This window comes from Streptomyces aurantiogriseus, assembly GCF_014649375.1.
GTDB lineage: Bacteria > Actinomycetota > Actinomycetes > Streptomycetales > Streptomycetaceae > Streptomyces > Streptomyces aurantiogriseus.
Genome location: NZ_BMSX01000008.1, coordinates 219,492 through 238,128, shown reverse-complemented (window position 1 = coordinate 238,128; position 18,637 = coordinate 219,492). Strand labels below are relative to the sequence as shown.

General features: G+C 68.5%; 7 protein-coding genes and 2 pseudogenes. 3 read left to right on the top strand and 6 right to left on the bottom strand.

The window, feature by feature from the left end; all coding sequences use genetic code 11:
- Window positions 1-4: 4 nt before the first annotated feature.
- Entirely contained in the window at window positions 5-8,080 is an 8,076-nt protein-coding gene (locus IE263_RS19165; RefSeq protein ID WP_373312018.1) for a ricin-type beta-trefoil lectin domain protein, read from the bottom strand.
- A gap of 639 nt (window positions 8,081-8,719) precedes the next feature.
- Between IE263_RS19165 and IE263_RS19160 the strand changes: the two genes are divergently transcribed.
- Window positions 8,720-11,893 (top strand): DNRLRE domain-containing protein, encoded by a 3,174-nt coding sequence (locus tag IE263_RS19160; protein WP_444545099.1) that lies wholly within the window; start codon window positions 8,720-8,722, stop codon window positions 11,891-11,893.
- Between the two features lie 94 nt (window positions 11,894-11,987).
- Here IE263_RS19160 and IE263_RS19155 read toward each other — a convergent pair.
- The 4 genes and pseudogenes from IE263_RS19155 to IE263_RS19145 form a co-directional block, all read right to left on the bottom strand.
- A pseudogene (locus IE263_RS19155) lies at window positions 11,988-12,970 on the bottom strand (ferritin-like domain-containing protein); the annotation flags it as partial.
- Window positions 12,971-13,351 carry a hypothetical protein gene (locus tag IE263_RS19150; protein WP_229911053.1) on the bottom strand — a complete coding sequence of 127 codons (381 nt, stop codon included), beginning with the start codon at window positions 13,349-13,351 and terminating at the stop codon, window positions 12,971-12,973. It abuts the pseudogene before it with no gap.
- A 141-nt stretch (window positions 13,352-13,492) separates the two neighbouring features.
- Window positions 13,493-13,615: a hypothetical protein gene (locus IE263_RS49525; RefSeq protein ID WP_268256038.1), complete on the bottom strand. Its 123-nt coding sequence runs from the start codon at window positions 13,613-13,615 to the stop codon at window positions 13,493-13,495.
- Window positions 13,616-13,690: 75 nt separating this feature from the next.
- Entirely contained in the window at window positions 13,691-14,122 is a 432-nt protein-coding gene (locus IE263_RS19145; RefSeq protein WP_189938022.1) for a hypothetical protein, read from the bottom strand.
- 159 nt (window positions 14,123-14,281) lie between these two features.
- Here IE263_RS19145 and IE263_RS19140 point away from each other — a divergent pair.
- Window positions 14,282-14,728: pseudogene (locus tag IE263_RS19140) on the top strand (tyrosine-type recombinase/integrase); the annotation flags it as partial.
- 462 nt (window positions 14,729-15,190) lie between these two features.
- Here the strand turns inward: IE263_RS19140 and IE263_RS19135 are convergent.
- Window positions 15,191-16,474, bottom strand: coding sequence for a DUF418 domain-containing protein (locus IE263_RS19135; protein WP_189938020.1), 1,284 nt, complete (start codon window positions 16,472-16,474; stop codon window positions 15,191-15,193).
- A gap of 317 nt (window positions 16,475-16,791) precedes the next feature.
- On the opposite strand from IE263_RS19135, the gene IE263_RS19130 reads away from it, so the two are divergent.
- On the top strand, window positions 16,792-18,579 hold the full coding sequence (locus IE263_RS19130; RefSeq protein WP_189938018.1) for an ABC transporter ATP-binding protein: 1,788 nt from the start codon (window positions 16,792-16,794) through the stop codon (window positions 18,577-18,579).
- Window positions 18,580-18,637 lie beyond the last annotated feature (58 nt).

Sequence of the window (18,637 nt, the reverse complement as noted above, 5' to 3'; positions counted from 1 at the left end):
CGACCTACCCGGAGGTGGAGAAGATGTTCATTCCACCATTTCCGTCCGGCCACAGGTACTCGAAGGTTGCACCCCTATCCTCCCCGGACAACCTCATCTGTGCCTGGCAGGGCCCACACGGCGGCTTGGTGCCGGTGATCCTCACCCGACCGCCCTCAGGAACGGGACTGGCCAGGAAGAACGGGTCGTCCTGAATGACCGTGTCGCCGATCATGGGCGCACCGCCGGCGGCGCGTGCCGCCCGGTTCTCCGTGTGGACCGCCTGACGTGCGCGTCCCACACCGATGGCGGCCTCTTCCGCCGTGGTGGCGCCGCTTCGGAGGGAGTACGAGTCGATCATCGTGCCCTCGGCGTCGAAGACCTCCACGTCGGCGTAGTGCGTGTTCGCGGTGACCGGACCACAGACCTGCGGAAGGTTGGCGTTGTGGACCAGGACCGGAGTGGCACCCGCCAGCACGTAGTACGTGTGCAGTTCGGAGACCGTGAGGTTGTGGACTGTGGCGTCCTGCGCGGTCCAGCGCCGGATCGCGGCGATCTGGACGTAGGTGCCCGCGCTGGTCTGGAGCCACTCGCCGGACTCGAGGTCGGTGGCGTCGACCCACTCGCCGAGCTCGGGGACCCAGAAGGGGTGCCCGGCCGTCGCCGTGATCTGGGCCGTCTTGGAGCCGCTCTTGCCGTCGAGGTCGATCGTGACCTTGACCAGGTGCTTGAGGCCCTCGCCCTTGATCTCGGCGGTGACCGTCTGGACGACGCTCTCACCGGTCTCGGGATCGGTCGCGATGACCTTGTCGCCAGCCTTCACCTTCTCGATCGGCTTGGTGGAACCGTCGGCCATCAGCACCTTCGTGCCGGGCGCGAAGCTGTTGACCGGGCAGGAACCGCCACCGCCGTCGCCGTCGGCCTTGCCGGAGCCGCCGCCGCCGCTGCTACCGCCGCTGCTGCGGGCGGAGCCGCCGGACTTGCCGCCGCCGCCGGAGCTCTTGCCACCGCCGGAACTCTTGCCGCCGCCGCCCTTGCTCGCGCTCGAGTGCGAGGAGGCCTTCGGTGCGGCCTTGGCCTGGGACTGCTTCTGGACGGCGTTACCCGTCTTCCGCTTCGCGGCGGCCGCTTCGTCGGCCTTTCTCTTGGCGGCCTCGGCCGCCTTCTTCTTGGCCCGTTGCGCGGCCTCCTTCTTCGCCTTCTCGATGGCGAGTTTCTTGGCCCTGAGTGCCGCTGCCTCGGCGGCCTTGGCCGCCTTCAGCACGGCCTCGGCCGCCTTCTTGGCTGCCTTGAAGGCCTGGATGGCTTCGATGGTGCGGTTGATCGCCTTCAGAACCGACGGAATCTTGCCCAGCTTCGTCCACGGAATGGCGTCCAGGATGATGCTGCCGCACGACCACATGTCACCGCCGAAGCAGGCCATGGCGTCGTTGATGCCGATGAAGTCCTTCAGCGTCTCCCAGGCGATCGACAGGATCACCGAGGTCAGCGACTTGCCCATGGTGGCCTGTGCCTGGGCGACCTGCGCCGCGGACAGACCCGCGCCGGCGAGGGCCGCGGCCTTCTCCGAGGCGGTCAGGGTGATCGCCAGTCCGGTCGGGTCGGAGTACGAGACCGGGTTGTTCTGCGCGTACGCGTACCCGTTGGACTGCAGCGGGTCGTTCAGGTCGAGCACCGGGTCGGCGGACAGGAAGCGTCCGACCGTCGGGTCGTACAGACGGGCGCCCAGCGGCTGGAAACCGGAGGCGTCGTCCCGCGTCTTGCCCAGGAACCCCTTGTGGTTCTGCATGCTGGTAGCGAGCGTGCCGCGCTCGCTACCGAAGGGGTCTTGCTTGCGGATGCGCACCGTCTGACCGCCGTAGAGGGCGACCTCCGTGTACACGCTGCCCTGGTGGTCCGTGGTCTGGGCGACCAGGGTCTCCGAACCGGTGCCGTAGGCGTAGCGCATGACCGCGCCACCGGGGGTCCCGTAGGTGCGCTGGGTGTTGACGAGGACGCCGCCCTGCTGGACGGTCACCTCGGCCTCACCCAGGTGGAGCGTCGCCTGATTGCCCTTGATGGTGAGCAGACGGGTGTTGCTGGGGCCGTAGATGTGACGAGTGTCGTTCTGCGGCAGCCACTGCTGGGCGGCCTGCATCGCGTCACACGTGGCGAGCACGATCGGAGTCGAGTTGACGTTCGCCGCGCCCTGGACCGCAAGGCACAGGCCGGAGGCGAGGTGGGTGAGCTGCCCGGAGGCGTTGCGCCTCAGTTTCTGGGCGGTCTCCTGCGCCGCGGTGGTACCGCACTTCTGGATCTGGACCGCCGACCCCGCCGTGTTGGCCGTGGGCTGAAGGCACCAGGTCCCGTGGATCGACAGCGTGCCCTCGTCCGGGTTGGTCTGCACCGTCGGCGTCGCGCCCGGAGTGGGGGTGAACTTGAAGTTCTGCGCCACCGAGGCGTTGCAGGCGTACAGCTGGATCGGCTGGGACGCCGCGACTACACCCGACTTCAGGTCCAGGCACTTCTGGCCGAGACCCACGTAGGGGGTCTTGCCGCCGGTGCCCGCACCGGTGATCCGGTCGACCTGGCCGTCGTAGGTCCAGGTCAGCTCCTGCTTGTCGCCGCTCCCGACCGAGGTGATCGTCCTGGTCTCACCGGTCAGCTCGTACAGACGCGTGGCCTCTGCCGAGATCTGGGCCCCCGCGGGGGTCTTGTAGGTCTTCGACACCTTGGTCAGCGTGTGCGGCTGGTCCTTGGCGGCGTTCTTGCCGTACGCGTACGTGGTGACCGCGTTCTTGGTGGTGTCGCCGCTGAGGTCGTTCTCGATCAGCTGCGTGCGGTTGCCGAGCAGGTCGTACTCGTACTCCTGCCAGTAGCCGGAGTTGTCCGCGCCCGCGGCGACCCGGAGGGTTCCGTCGGCGTTCTTGTTGAGCGTGCCGTCCGGGTTCCTCGGGTTGACGCAGGTGTCCTGGTCCTTGGAGGTCCAGGCCGACTTCAGCTGGCCCAGCGGGTCGTAGACGAAGCACTGGCGCTCCGCGATCCCGGTGGACTTCTCCTGGATGGAGGTGACGTTGCCGGCCGGGTCGTAGCCGTACGCCCGGTTCGAGACGAGGTTGCCGGGGACGACGGTCCGGTCGGCGGTGGTGTCGTTGGGGCCGCCCTTCTCGCGGTAGACCGAGTTCTCGGTGAGCTCACCGGTGGACTCGTCGAAGGAGTTCTGCGTCCACACCCGGTACGGAAGGGAACCGAGGGTGGAGCGCATGACCTGGCCGTACGGGGAGTAGACCGTCTCCGAGCCGTACCAGTCCTTGCCGGAGATCGTGACCGGCTTGCCGTCCTTGTTGTAGCGGACGACCAGCTTCTCGGAGGCGAACCTGCCCACCGCCGGAAGGGTGGTCTCGTCCAGCATGCCGCGGTCGTTGTACGTGTAGTCGTACCTGTAGTCCCTGTTCAGACCCCAGGTGCTGACGATGGACGGCGGCAGGGACAGCGTGGTCGAGGTCGGCTGGTAATCCTTCGTGTAGCCGTTGACCGTCTGCGTGTACGCGTCGCCGTCGGTATAGCGGGTGGCGGTGGCGGGCATGCCCTTGCCGCCCGGGACCGTGTCGTACGTGAACGAGGACAGCAACTTGCCGGCGGCGCCGTTCTCACGTACCTCCGTCGGCCGCGACAGCTCGTCGTAGCCGTTCCAGACCTTGATGCCGCGGGCGTTCAGGATCGTCTCGACCCGGCCGAAGGCGTCGTAGGCCGTGGTGGACGTGCCCGCGTCGGGGTCAGTCGCCGTCTCCACCTGGCCGTTGTGGTTGTACGTCCACGACCACGGGTGCGTCGGGTCGGCCGAGGCGATCGCCTTCGCGAGGGAGCCGTGTGCGTCGTACTCGTAGCGCGTCGACGTGTAGCGCTCCTTGCTGCCCGTCGGCGTGGTGTACTCGGGCGCCGCCGGGTTGAAGGTGTCCGTACGGACGGTGCGGCCGGTCGCGTCGGTCCAGACTCGATAGGACGAGTCGCCCTGCGGCTGGATGATCTTCGACCAGTCCGGGCCGTACTCGTAGCGGACGGCCTTCTCCGGGACCTCCTGCGAGATGGCCTCGGTCGTGCCCGTGAGCTTGACCTTGAGGACCGGCATCTCCTCGAGCACGCGGCCCAGACCGTCGTACTTGTAGCGGGTGATGTTCGGGACGGTGGTGTCCGCCCGCGGGATGAACAGCTCGCTGCTCGGGGCGTCCTGATTCAGGTAGGCGTTGTTGGTCTGGTAGATCTCACCAGCGCGGTTGTACAGCGTGTCGGTAATCAGACGGCCGCCGCCGTCCGCCTCCTCCTGCGACTGCCGCTCGCGGCCCAGACCGTCGTAGATCGTGACGGACTTCTCGACCCGGTCCTCGTAACCACGCGCGTACGTGGTGACGTACGGAGGCTTGCGGATCTTGCCGCCGTTGGGGTCGTTCGGGTCCGGCTCCTCGGCCGGGATCGTGTACTCGGCCCTGAAGTCCGGCACGGCGCCCGCGGTCGGGGTGCGCCCCGGGGCCCAGGCCTCGGCCAGTCGGCCCAGCGGGTCGTACACGGCCTCGCTGACGAGGTTGTTGACGTCGGTCGTCTTCACGGTGACCGAGCGGCCCGGCTCCAGCTCCTGCACCTGGCTGTGACCGAGCAGGTTGGTCGTCGTGACCTTGAAGACCTGGCCCGTGGCAGGTCCGATGGGTTCGTAGCTGATCGTGGAGAACTTCGGAGTCGGCTTGGCCAGCTGCTCCGCCGGGATCTCCTTGACCATGCGGCCGACGGCGTCGAACTCCTTGACGCCAGTGGTCTGGAAGTCGGTACCGGCGTTGTTGAGCGTCCACGACTGGGTGGCCAGACCCCGGGTCGATGCGCCGAGCGCGTCGCCGTAATTGGTGCCGTCGTAGGCAGTGCGGGTGGCGCTGCTCAGCGAACCGAGGTTCGCCCAGACGGCGTTCGCACACGTCGTCGGTGACACCAGGACCTGCTTCGACAGACCGATCAGGTTCTTGTCCGTGCGGTGCAGGTACTCGAGCTTGGTGCAGGACTCGTCGCCGGTCTTGGTGGGATCGGCGTCACCGAGGGACTCCACCATGGTCGGCAGACCGTACGTCGACTCGTACGTCGTGTTGGTCTCGACCGTCCGCAGGGTGCGCTTGTCGTCACCCGTTCCCGAGGACTTCGTATACGCGATCTCCTCAGGCTCCGTGACCCGCCAGGCCTTCAGCGGCTTGAGCCCGTCGCCGAGGTCGCGGCTGGCGAGCTCGGTGGCCTCCGGGATCGTGATGCTGCGGGTCAGCCAGTTGGTGTCCGCGTCCGTCGCGTTGGTGTAGGACAGCTCCTCGGCGATGCGGCCGGCGAAGGCGTCACGGTCGTACACGGGCTGGCCGTTGTACGTGATCGTGTTGCCGTGGACGTCCTTCATGGGGACGGTGTCGCCCATGCCGCGGTAGAAGCGGGTGACGGCCTTGGTCTTCGGGCCGTCGACGCCGGGGATCTCCTCCGCGGGGCTGGTGCCCTCACCGCTGTCGGCCGTGGCCTTGCGCTCGCCCGTGGTGACCGTGGTCTGCTCGAAGCCGGCGAACTGCGAGTAGGTCCGGGTGGACTTCTTCGTGAACTCGGCCTCGGCCAGCTTCCAGCCGGCGTTCTTGTAGTCGTACCCGGTCAGCGTCGAGTACGAGCCGTCGACGTTCGGCAGCTCCTCGATCGTGTCGACGACGTACTTGTTGAACCAGTCGATGTCCTCGATCTCGGCGTCCGGGTGCCAGAACACCGGGTAGCAGAGACGGGTGTTGGACTTCAGCGCGGCGGTCTCGGTCTTGCCCGGCAGGTTCGTGCTGTCCTGGCACGCGGTCTCGCGGGGCTTGTAGGTGACGACCGTCTCGCCGCCGTACTCGTTGACGACACGCGCGATGCGCAGACGCGAGAAGCCGGGTCGCGGATCCGTCGCGGCGCTGCCGCGGTAGACGCGGTTGGGCATGTCGTCGGAGTTCGACTCGAACCGCACCGCGTTCAGCTTCACCGAGGCGTCGGTGGAACCGTTGCGGGCGTAGCCGGTGCGCTGGATCGACTCCAGCCAGAGCGCGGTGTTGGCGCCGGTCTTCAGGACCGGGAAGTTCTGCTTGAGCTGGTACTCGTCGACGACCTGGCGCGCGGTGGTGTCGGTACGACGCTGCGCCGAGGTGGTGATCTTGTCCAGGCGCTTGCGGGTCCAGAACGTCGGGCCGGCGTTCCAGCACTTGCGGGTGTACGTCGAGGTGACGGCCTTGCAGTTCAGGTCGGCCGGGGTGTCGTACCAGATGCGGTACTTGCCCGGGTCCTTGTCCGTGAACTCCGCTTCCGAGCAGGTCAGACCGGCCTCGGGGTAGCAGCGCTCGGCGACGGTGAAGCCGACGCGGGCCGGGGCCGTCGCGGAGAAGATCGATTCCTTGCGCTGGCCGTAGTAGATGTGCGACAGGTAGCCGCCGCGGTGGTACTTGACCGGGCCCTTGAAGTAGAAGTTCTTCGCGTAGTAGTTCTCCTCGCGCTCCCAGAAGAGGGACATGGCGTTGCCGTGGATGTCCTCGACGTAGTCGAGGTTCCACCGCCAGGCCTGGAGGCAGGAGGAGCTCTTCCAGTTGGTGGTCCCCGCGCCCGCGTAGCAGGGCTCGCCCGAGTGGTTGCCGTACACCGGCACCGAGAGGACGGAGTCGGTGTACGGGTCGTCGGTGGCGGTGCCGTTGTCCGACCAGCCCGGGAGCTTGTTCAGACCGAAGTGGTAGCGGGTGCCGTCCTTGGTCGTGACGACCCAGTACTCGCCGTCCGCGTCCTTCAGTACGCCCGAACGCGGGTCCTTGGACGTGTCCTTGAGCCGCTCGATCTTCGAGCCGTCACCGTTGGCGGTGAACCACTGGCCGACGGGCTTGCCGTCGGTGCCGAGCGGGCCCTTGTCCTTGTCCCAGACCAGCTCGGTGGTCATGCCGCCCAGTGAGAGGGTGGCGTTCTCCGAGCCCCAGCACAGGTCGGCGGTCTTGTGGTCGGTGTTGTTGGCCCCGGCCCGCTTGGAGTCCTGGCGGCAGTTGTTGTACGACCGGGTGATCGAGCCCGCGTTGTAGTCCCAGCCGTCGCCGATCCAGGAGGCCTGGTTGTTCGACGCCGAGGTGCGGCCGTCGACCGTCTGCGAGTTGTACGACAACGCGACCTTCGGCATCAGACCGCCGGCGGTCTCCGGGACCTGCACCTGGTACGAGTAGGTGAAGGCACCGTTCGAAGAACCCGCCGCCCAGGAACCGGAGGACAGCAGCGGCGAGGCGGTGAAGTCACCGGACGCCGAGGAGCCGGTGTCCATCGCGCCGACGACCTGGCGGCCCGAGGCACCCACGTTCGACGAGAAGGCGGCCTTGCGCACGGAGGCGCCCGAGGCCGTCGACGGGGCGTCCTCGTCCGGCAGCAGGTTCGCGACCGGAACCGTGCCGGAGAGGATCTGGCGGGTCGCGGCGTTCTTGGTCTTGCCGGACGTCGCCTTCAGCTTGGTCTTGGCCGCCGGCACCTCCTTGACGGTGCTGCGCAGCCGCTCGACCTCGACGTCCGGCTCGGCCCGGACCGACATGGTCTGGATGCCCGTGTCCGGAGCACAGTCGCCGCTCTCCGGGGAGTCGATGACGCAGCTGGGCAGCAGGACGAGGCCGAAGCGCTCGGCGGCAAGCTGACCGTAGCGGTCCTCGAAGGCGGTCGTGTCGACGTCGACGAGCACCTGCGCCGTCGGGTCCGCCGTCACCGGCGGCACGATCTCCATGATCATGCCGGGCACGCCGGTGTCCTCGGACGTGGTCGTCGCCTTGACGGCGACCTGCCAGTCACCGGCGATGGTCGCCGGGTCCTGACCCACGGGCACACCGACACCGACCGGCAGGAGCGCCTGGGTGGTCGTGTTCTTGACCTGGACCGTGGTGCCCGGCGTGGCCGTCGACGGGTTCGCCTGGCCGGCATCCGCCGCCCAGGGGTCCGTGGCGACCGGTGCGTAGGCCGTGATCGGGTTCTCCGGCGCCGTGCTCAGCGTCTTCGGAGCCTGCGCGTTGTCGGCGAGCGTGGTGCTCGGCGGAATGTCGGGGAGGTCGACCTCAGAGGTCGTCTCCTCACGGGACATCCCGGGCCCGGGCACCGCCAGGGCCTGCGAGCCCAGGCTGGTCACCGTCAACGTCGAGGACAGCAATAGGACGATCGCCGTGCGGCTTCGCCGACGGCGCCGTCGTTGTGACTCTGTCATGGCTAGGCGATGCCGCCCCAGCCATGACAGTGGACCTGAAGCACGCATGCGCGTCGACTCCCACCCAGACGAACAAGACAACGGAGGTGCGGAAACACCAAAGAGCACGCGTCTGGATCAGGCGCGTGCGTGCGCACTCTCTGTCATGTTCGCCACACTGGCAAGATCGCTGAAAGCGAACAGAGTGGTCTCGAAGTGAGATTCACCACGGTGCAATCGCAAGCAGACTGCCGTACTGCCGGCCTTTACCGCGGATCAGGCATCGAGGGCAAACCGAACATGGTACTCCATCAAATCACCTGAATGCCGACGCCTTCACGATGCATCAGATTCTGGCACGGCAACACATAACGTCTTCATAAACCCTTCAAAAATGGACGCCGCATGACCTTCGTGTGATCGTGTGCGCGCCTATGCCCCGTGGTCTGAGCCACGGGGCTGTCTGTGCTGTCCGAAATCCTCTGGTTCCTACGGGAGTAGACCGCCGTGCCAGCGCCGCCTCGTCTTCTCAGCCCATTCGTGCGCACGCGCGCACGGCTGAGCCTCACTCTCGGCCTTGTCCTGGCCGCACTCACCGCCGCGCTCCTGCCCTGGTGGCAGCCGAGCGGGCCCACGACCGCCGACGGCGGCACGTCCGCCACCGACGCCCGGCAGGCGTCGACCGGTCCGCGCGACGAGGCCGCTGCCGCAGCCGAGGCCAGGCGGACCGGGAAGAAGGTGCTCGTCGACACGGCGACCACCGAGAACCAGCTCATCTGGGCACTGCCGAACGGCAAGATGCGCACCCAGATCGACGCCCAGCCGCAGCGTGCGAAGAACGCCCAGGGCAAGTGGGCGCCCATCGACACCACGCTGCGCCGGACGAAGGGTGCCGGTTCGCTGAGCATCCGTCCGGTGAACGCGGTCGTGCCGGTGCGTTTCGCCGGCGGTACCCGGTCCGCGGACCGCGCCGACCGTTCGTACGTCCGCGCCCCGCTGGCCGGCGAGACCGTCCTCGCCGAGGTCGACCTGAACGGCCACACCGTCGCGTACACCTGGCCGGGCACCCTGCCCGAGCCGGTGCTCGACGGCCCGCGCGCCCTCTACCCCGAGGTGTTCCCGGGTGTCGACCTGCTGCTGGTCGTGCGCGCCGAGGGCGGCTTCGGCCAGCTCCTCATCGTCAAGGACGAGCAGGCCGCCCGGAACAAGGACCTCGCGACCGTCTCGTACGGGCTGCGCTCGAAGACGGCCGTGTTCCGTCAGGACACGAAGGCCAACCGGATCCAGGTCCTCGGCAAGGACGGCAAGGAGGCCGGCAGCATCCCGACCCCGTTCGCCTGGGACTCGGCCGGCCGCGACCCCGAGCTGCCCCCGGGCACGCCGCAGCGCACCTCCGTGGCCACCACGGCCGACGTGCTGAAGCTGTCGGGCCTGACGGGCATCGAGCCCGGCGCGAAGTCCGCCCAGCTCCCCGTCGTCCTCGACGGTGACGGCACCGGCTCCGCGACGCTGAACCTGGACGTCGCGGCCACGGGCCTGTTCACCGACAAGGACACGCAGTTCCCGGTCTTCATCGACCCGCCGCTCAACAGCGACTGGCTGGCCTGGACCGTGGCGTACAAGAAGTACCCGAACTCCAGCTTCTGGAACGGTACGAACTTCTCCTCCGGCACCTCCGACGCCCGCGTGGGCTACGAGAGCGACACCGGCGGTCTGGCCCGCTCGTTCTGGCGGATGAGGTTCTCCACCAGCTACGAGGGCGCCAAGTTCGACTGGGCCACGTTCAAGATCGTGAACAACCACTCCTGGTCCTGCACCGACCGTCAGATGGAGTTCTGGCTGACGGGCGGCATCTCCTCGGGTACGACGTGGAACGCGCAGCCGAGCTGGTCGAGGGTGCTGCAGAAGAAGTCCTTCGCGCACGGCTGGTCCTCGTCCTGCCCGGACGCGTGGGAGTCGTTCACCGTGACGTCGGCGGCCCAGGAGGCCGCGGACAAGGGCTGGTCGAACATCACCCTCGGCATGCGGGCCACGTCCGAGACCGACACCCAGACCTGGCGCAAGTTCGCCGCGACCGGTGCCCGGATCGAAGGCGAGTTCAACCGCGCGCCGAACCAGCCGACCTCCGGTACCTCCTCCCCGGGTGGCGCCTGTGTGGCCGGTCCGACGAACAGCATGCTGATCGGCCGGACGACCATCACGCTGAAGGCCAAGGGCTCCGACCCGGACGGCGCCGTTCCCAAGCTGCGGTTCCGTTTCTGGAAGTCGACGGACACCACCAAGAAGGAGTACGTCGCCACCGCGGACAGCACCGGATACGGCCAGATGGTCATCGAGGCGACGGACCCGCTGCTGAAGGACATCACCACGAACACCCTCTACAAGTGGGACGTGCGCTCCGAGGACTCCACGTACCCGGCCGCGGGCTCCACCTCGACCTTCTTCCCGAACGGCAGCGAGCCGTGCCAGATCACCGTCGACCCGACCGCCCCGCCGCAGCCGGACATCACCAGCACGGTGTTCACCGAGGCCACTCCGGACGGCAAGACCTGGGCGCGGGTGAACTTCGGCAAGCCCGGTGACTTCACCTTCACCGCCGCCGGTGCGTCGAAGTTCCGGTACGCCTTCGAGGGCCAGGGCTACGTCGACGCGCCGACCCCGGTGAACGGCAAGGTCACCATCACCGGTGTCACCCCGCCGCACGCGGGACCGGTGACGATCAACGTCTACGCCTACGACGCCAACGGCAACCAGAGCATCCGCGGCGACTACGGCTTCTACCTGCCGCCGCGTGACACCGCCGACGGCCCGATGGACACGGGCGGCGACAACATCGCCGACCTGCTCGTCCTCTACGCGGACGGCAGGCTGAAGAACTGTGTCGGCGCCCCCGCCGACCCGGCCGTCCCCGGCACCGGCGGTGAGCTCTACAACTGCCTCGCCGCGTCCTACGTCACCGCCGGCAAGAAGATCGACCCGGCGAACCACTGGATCGACGCCGCCGGCACGCCGTCGCTGATCGCGCACTACAACGACGCCTACCCGGGCGACGGGTCGACCGACCTGTTCGCCGTCACCCCGGACAAGCAGTTCTGGCTCTACCCGGGCGACGGCTACGGCACCTTCAACGTCGACGAGCGCATGAAGATCCGGCTGCCGTCCAACGCCCCGGCGCCGTCCACGTGGACGCAGATGAAGGCGATCGGCGACATCACGGGTGACAAGCACCCGGACATCGCCCTGCGCGCGGGCACCGCGTTCTGGATCCTCTCCGGCTACACCGGCGGCAGCTTCCAGTCCGCCACGCTCATGGAGGGCACCGCCTGGGCCACCACCGCCCGCGACATCGTCAACATCGCGGACATGAACAAGGACAACACGCCCGACCTGCTGTGGCGGAACGTGTCCAACGGCAACATGTACGTCCGCCACGGCAAGCCCGGCCCGGTCGCCGGCAGCGTCGACCTGGAGTCGATCAAGCTCGCGGCCAACTCGGTCAACGGTGACGTGACGTTCGGCACCAACTGGACCCCGACCAACATCACCGCCGCGATCGGCATCCCCGACGTCAACAAGGACGGGGTGCCCGACATCTGGGCCCGCGACGGCGCCACCGGCAACATGAAGCTGTACAACCCGTCCACCACCAACACCAACGCCCCGGTCAAGACGGTCCTGTCCTCCGACTGGAGCACCGTCAAGGCGTTCGGCTGATCCCGGCCGCCCGCTGACGCACACCGAGCCCCCGGCGCCACCCGGCGCCGGGGGCTCACCCCATTTCACGTACGGCCACGAGACCGCGCTCCGGCTACGAGACGGCCCCGCCCTCCGCGATCGCCTCCGCCACCTCCGCCACGCGCTCCTGCTCCTCGACGGCGAACCGCTTCCGGTCCAGCGCCTCCGCGATCTCCTCGTCCTGGGTCATCAGCAGGTCCAGGTTGGAGTCGCCCAGGTCGAAGACGCCCATGTCGAGATAGGCCTTCTGGAGGCGCTCGCCCCACAGGCCGATGTCCTTCACGCACGGCACGATCGGCTGAACAGCAACTTGCGGAAGAGGTGCGGGAACTCGCTCTGCTCGCTGAGCGCCTCCGCCTCCTTCCGCGGGATGCCGAAGTTCTCCAGGACCTCGACCCCGCGCAGCCGGTCGCGCATGAGATAGCAGCCCTCGATGACGAACTCCTCGCGCTCGCGCAGTTCGGCGTCGGTGAGCTGCTTGTAGTAGTCCCGCAGCGCCATCCGGCCGAAGGCGACGTGCCGGGCCTCGTCCTGCATCACGTACGCGAGGATCTGCTGGGGCAGCGGCTTGTTCGTGGTGTCCCGGATCATGCCGAAGGCGGCGAGCGCGAGGCCCTCGATGAGCACCTGCATGCCGAGGTAGGGCATGTCCCAGCGGGAGTCGCGCAGGGTGTCGCCGAGCAGGCTCTGGAGGTTGTCGTTGATCGGGTGGAGCATCCCGATCTTCTCGTGCAGGAAGCGCCCGTAGATCTCGGCGTGCCGGGCCTCGTCCATGACCTGGGTGGCCGAGTAGAACTCGGCGTCCATGTCGGGCACCGACTCGACGATCCGGGCGGCGCAGATCATGGCGCCCTGCTCGCAGTGCAGGAACTGGCTGAACTGCCAGGAGGCGTAGTGGCGGCGCAGCTCGCCCCGGTCCTTGCCGGTGAGCTTGGCCCAGTGCTTCGTGCCGTACAGGCTCATCGCCTCGTCGGGGGTGCCGAGCGGGTCGTACGGGTCGACCTCCAGGTCCCAGTCGATCCGCGTGGCGCCGTCCCACTGCTTGTCCTTGCCCTTCTAGTAGAAGGTGGCGTCCTCTCCGAAGTGCGACGTCGCCCGGCGGGCGGCGGGGTGGTCGGCTGAGAAGTCGACGTCGTGCGGTTCCTCGTCGTACGTCACCCGCAGGGCCATGGCCGCCGACCGGGCCTGCTCCGCCGTCTTGGCGACGACCAGTGCGATCGGCCGGCCTGAGTGCGGGATGTCCTCGCTCTGCAGCAGGTGCATGCCGCCGTCGGGGCCGAAGAACGATCCCGCTTCCAGATTGAGCCGGGGCGCGTTGCGGTGGTCGATCACGCCCAGTACGCCGGGCATGGCCGGCACGGCGGAGGTGTCGAGGTCGCGGATGCGTCCGCGGGTCACCGTGGAGGTGACGACCCAGCCGTGCGCCAGTTCGCTCATCGGCTCGTCCGCGGCGTAGCGTCGAGATCAATCTGGGTCACCGACATCGGACACCTCCAGCATCCACGTGCACAGGACAGCGACACTCTGCTCGACGTCCTGCGCAAGGTCTGGGACCCGCAGGCTGAACCGGGTTTTTGATCACTGGTCGCCGATGGGGTTGCGGCCGTGGGCCGCAGCGCGGAAACGGCGGATCTCTTCCTTCTCCTCGTCGGTGACCGGGTCCGTTCGTCGCTGACCGGGTCCATGTTCTGGTTGGGCCATGGGTCACCTCCCTGCGCGAGTACGAAGCCCGGCCGTCGTGGTGGCGTTGCGGCCGGGCCAGTCAGCGGCAGTCGGTCAGTCCTCACTCGCTGTCAGCTTCTCCAGCGCGGCGACCAGCTCGGTGCGCCGCTGGTCGGACGTGTTCTTCTGCTCCTGCGACGTCCAGGCGAGCGCGAACCGGTCGACCTGCCGCCAGTCGCTGCCGACCTTCTTCATTTCCTTGACCCAGTTCGCGGCGACTGCCGGCGTCTCGTACTCGTAGATCGAGACGGTGTAGGTGGCAATGAGCTGGACGCAGTCGTTCTTGTGCGGCTCTTTGCCGGCAGCCTCGTTGGAGCACAACTTGGTGTTGTCGGTCTGGTCGCCGAGGTCGACGACGCCGGTTGCGTCGGCAAGTTCGGCCGCGACTTCTTCGGCGGTGAGGTGGTCGGGCTCGTCGTTGCTGGAGCAGGCGGTAAGCGCGAGCGCGGTGATCGCTATGGCAGTGACGGTGTGGCGGTGGCGCATGTTCTCCCCAGGAACGCGGTGGTTGCGGAGGAATCATGCCGTACCCGGGACGGGATTCGTTTCCGGGCATGCCTCATCCGGTACTGCCGCGCCCATGTCCGCGACGCGGCGCACACAGCCCGGGGCTGACCTTACGCCCGCCGTACCCCTGTATCCCGTACCCATACCCCGTGCATTCGGCCCTGGGTCGAGAGCAACCGAGTTTGGACCCGTGAGAACGGCGAGCCCCTGCACCCCGACTGGATCAGCCGACGGTTCAACCGGCTCGTGGAGCTGTCCGGGCTTCCACCGATCCGCCTGCACGACACGCGGCACCTGTCCGCCACGCCGGCGCTCCTCGGCAAGGCCGACATCAAGGTGGTCCAGGAGCGGCTCGGGCACAGCTCCCGCCAGATCACCTCGGACACGTACACGAGCTTCCTGCCTCAACTCATGACCGCCGAGGCAGAGTCGACGAGCGCGGTCGTGCCCCGGTCCCCGCAGAAGAAGGAGACGCCTCCGAGGGAGGCACGCCGCAAGCCTGAGCCCGAGGCAGAAGAGGGCTCCGGCGAGAGGCCCGAGGCCGATGAGGATGGACCGAACGAGGGGTTGCGTCCCGCCGCGTGACCAGCGTCCTCAACTTGTCCTCATGATCATGAAACTGTGATCAAGTAGGGCCGCCAAGATCCTGCCGTACTCACCCCTGACCGGCTAAGTGCCTGGTCAGAAGGTTTCTTCCCGCGTAGCGAGTGGTGGGGCGGGTGGGACTCGAACCCACGGCCGACGGATTATGAGTCCTTTGAGGATCTTGGCGGTCCTTGTCGATCCATGCTCATCTTGGCCGTTTTCCCAGTTCCGATCCTTGTGTCCAACCTGCGTCCAGAACGCGCCCTGGACGGACGCGCACACCCGGTTCAAGGATCCTCTCCCCAGCTGATGAGAGGGTCTCGAATCCTTCTAGTGCGGGTTGTTCGGAGGCTGCCCCAGCACCGCCTGTCCGGATGGGCGTTGGGTCAGCAGCGGCAGGTGCTGGATCCATGAACGGCCCGGCCGGGGTGGAGTGTGGAGGTTCACACCCCGGCCCGGGTCTCATCGGATGTGCTTCGCCGGCTTGGTGGCGGCGTTGAGCAGGTACTCCAGGGGGCCGCGGCGGAAGAAGCGGGACCAGATCGCGGCGAACAGGATGGCTCCGAGGACGTACATGATCAGGGGCAGCCAGGACTGCTGGGTGCCGGTTCCGGCGGGCGTGGACAGCAAGGACTGTGCGACGAAGTGGCCGACGTAGGCGGTCAGGGACATGGTGCCCACGGCAATGACCGGCTTGGCCAGGCGGCGCAGTCGCGGCAGACGGTCCATCGCCACCGTCGCGCCCACGATCACGAGGATCGCGATTCCGACGCTGCCGATGATGTCGAACGTGGTGCCGCTGTGCGGCCCGGCCTTCAGGAGAAACGACGCGGGCATGTCGGGGAACGACCCTGCATCAGCGGGCATCGACCCGCTGCCGGTGGGCATCGACCCGCTGCCGGTGGGCATCGACCCGGAGCCGCCGGACGACGGCCCGTCTTCCGCGAGGCTCCGCAACGCGCCCTTGCCGGCGAGCAGCAGGGACATGCCGTAGGCGGCCGCGGTGAGGGTGGCGCCGAGCGCGGCCAGGCGCTTCAGGATGGTGCCGCAGGAGAGGTCGAGGCGGCCCAGCGCCATGCCCGCGATGACGAACGACATCCAGGTGAGCGCCGGGTAGAAGCCGGTGAGCAGCAGATCGAGGGCGCCGACCTCGCTGAGGTGACGGAGCGGGTCGTAGGTGTTGATGCTCTGCTGGACCGACGGGGTCAGCAGCGAGGTGAGGACGAACGCCAGCTGCGGTGTGACGAGGGCGAACGCGGCCGCGATGATCGCGAGGGTCCTGGCGCTCAGTTGCACCAGGGGCAGGGCGAGGAGGAAGTAGACGCCGTAGAAGCCGAGGATGATCACGCCCCCGTACTCCATCGCCATCACGGTGCCCAGCGCCAGCAGGATCACGGCGCGGATCGCGATGCGGGCCCTCGCCTGCCGGCCCGCCTGGCCGGTCTTGGGCTCGCGGCGGCCGGCGAGCAGCATCAGGGAGAACCCGGCGAGGGTGGCGAACAGGACCGACGAGTGACCGTCCGATATGTATCGGATCCAGCTGCCGACGCCAGTCGTGGCGGACAGCGGGGGGCCGATGTGCACGACGTACATGCCGAACACCGCCAGCGCGCGGGCCAGGTCCACCCCGACGAGGCGTCCCATCGAGGGACCGGGCGAGGCCGGGGACTCGGGGGAGGTCCGGGGCGGCGGAGGCGAGTTCTCCTGCGGAGCTGATGTCTCCTGCGGCGGCTGTGTCTGTGTCATACGGAGAACCTCGCGTGGACGTCCGGGGGCGGACCATCCGGCAGTCTTCGGGCTCTCCCCCGCCGATCGGCGGGTACCGCCCTGCCGACAGGCGGAGTCTCGTCCTGACCGGTCGGTCCGGTGCGACCGGACGGGCGGTGTTGTTCGGCCACTTGGCGGGGGTGGACCCGACGGTTGCCGGATGGGCGCGTGGCGGCCGGGCTTGAAGACTGCAGGCATGACAGACCGCGCCGACACAAGGAGCGCGAGGACTGCCCCGGCACTTCGGCCCGCGTACCGGGTTGTGACGCCGCGACACCGCAGAAGAAAGGAACTTCGTGAACACCGCATCCGCTCCGACGACGGATGAGCCGTCCCTGTCCGCCCGGGAGACGATCAAGGCACTGGGCGCGTATGTGCGGCCGCACCGGTGGGCGGTCGCCCTCGGTCTGTTGTGCGCCCTGGTCGGGGCCGCCGGGGGGCTGCTGCAGCCGCTGGCCACGAAGGCGCTGGTGGACCGGCTGGCCTCCGGTGAGACCATCGCCGGGATCCTGATCGCGCTCACCGTCCTGGTGGTGCTGGGCACGGCGGTCGAGGCGTTCGGCGCGTACGTGCTGGAGCGGACGGCGGAGTCGGTGGTCCTGGCCGCTCGGCGCACCCTTGTGGGGCGGCTGTTGCGGTTGCGGATCTCGGAGTGGGAGCGGATCCCGCCGGGTGATCTGATGTCCCGGGTCACTTCGGACACCACGCTGCTGCGGGCGGTCAGCACGCAGGCGGTCGTCTCCGCGGCCTCTGGAGTGGTGGCCTTCGTGGCCGCGATCGTGATGATGGCGTTCCTGGACGTCGTGCTGCTGGGTGTGACGCTCGGTGTGGTCGTGCTGGTCGGCGGGGCCGTCGCGCTGGTGATGCCGAGGATCGCGCGGGCCACCGAGCGGGCGCAGGAGGCGGTCGGGGAGATCTCCGTCGCGCTGGAGCGGTCTCTCGGAGCCTTTCGCACGGTGAAGGCGTCCGGTGCCGAGGAGCGGGAGACCGCTCGGGTGGTGGCGGCGGCGCGGCGGGCCTGGCGGCACGGTGTGAAGAGCGCGAAGTGGGAGGCCGTGGCGGGCTCGGCCGACGAACTCGCCGTACAGCTGGCCTTCCTCGCGGTGCTCGCGGTCGGCGGGGCGCGGGTGGCGTCCGGGGAGATCCCCGTGTCCACCCTCATCGCCTTCCTGCTGTACCTCTTCTATCTGATCGAGCCGGTGTCCAAGCTGGTCGACGCCGTGACCTCCTATCAGGAGGGGGCGGCCGCGGCCTCCCGCATCGCGGCCGTGGAACGCCTCTCGACGGAATCGCCCGCTCGGCAGGCGGACGCCCTGCCCCGGCAGGGGACAGCCGCGCCGGGTCCGGCGTCGGTCCGTTTCGAGGACGTGTCCTTCCGCTACCGTCCGGGCCTGCCGTACGTCCATCAGCGGGTGCGTTTCGAGGTACCGGGTGCCGGGATGACGGCCTTCGTGGGCCCCTCGGGTGCGGGCAAGTCGACGATCTTCGCGCTCATCGAGCGGTTCCACGAGGCCACCGGTGGCCGGGTCCTGGTCGATGGCAAGGACGTACGGCACTGGCCGCTGTCCCAACTGCGGTCCGCCATCGGATACGTCGAGCAGGACGCCCCGGTGCTGGCCGGCACGCTCCGCGAGAACCTCGTCTTTGCCGCGCCCAATGCGACGGACGACGCCCTCCGCGATGTCCTGGCCCGCACGAAGCTCGACACCCTCGTCGAGCGTCTGCCCCACGGCCTGGACACCCCGGTCGGCCACCGCGGCTCGAAGCTGTCGGGCGGTGAGCGGCAGCGCATCGCCATCGCCCGCGCCGTACTGCGCAAGCCCCGCCTGCTGCTGTTGGACGAGGCGACCTCGCAACTCGACGCCGTCAACGAGCTCGCGCTGCGGGACGTCATCGCGGACGTGGCCCGGGAGACCACTGTGCTGGTGGTGGCCCACCGCCTGTCGACGGTGACAGGCGCCGACCGGATCGTCGTCATGGACGCCGGCCGGGTCCGGGCCGTGGGCACCCATGAGGAACTGGTGGACCAGGACCGGCTGTACGCGCGGCTGGCGGCCACCCAGCTCCTGGCCCCCGCGCGATGACCCACCACACGCAAGGTTGTCCGGTCGTCCACTGTCCCAGTCCCGGCCGGACAACCCC